This is a genomic window from Adlercreutzia sp. DFI.6.23, from assembly GCF_024462535.1.
In the GTDB taxonomy this organism is placed as follows: Bacteria; Actinomycetota; Coriobacteriia; order Coriobacteriales; family Eggerthellaceae; genus Adlercreutzia; species Adlercreutzia rubneri.
The window spans coordinates 1-391 of record NZ_JANGBP010000217.1; the positions used below are offsets into that span (position 1 = coordinate 1).

Sequence of the window (391 nt, forward strand, 5' to 3'; positions counted from 1 at the left end):
TCGTGTATTGTTTTGCGCCAGCTTATGTTTAAGTCTGCTGGCATTTGCGGGCTGTTCCGCTAGGCGCATTGTCCGATGCTCCGCCCGTCGTGCTCTCTGCGGAACAGGCGGGAATGAGGCGGCGATAGTCGGCGCCGACGAGCATGCGGCACAGGTGCGGAATGACGAGGCCCACCCAGCCGATCACGCCGGTGACGCAGACGCTCGCGGCGGTGACGAGCGTGGCGGCGATGATGACGACGATGCGGGTGCGTCGGGCGTTCACGCCCATGGTGGCGGCCTCGTCGTCGCCCATGGTGAGGATGTTGATGCGCCAGCGCAGGGCGAACATGCGCGACATCGGCATGGTGCTCCCCATCATGCTTATCGGCTGCGCTACGCTGTTCGCCCT

Annotated in this window: 1 protein-coding gene; it reads right to left on the bottom strand. The window is 64.7% G+C overall.

Translation table 11 applies throughout. The annotated features are described in order from the left end of the window. Positions 1-28: 28 nt before the first annotated feature. The coding region (locus tag NE591_RS13075) for an iron ABC transporter permease (protein WP_256156842.1) at positions 29-391 on the bottom strand (363 nt) is incomplete at its 5' end.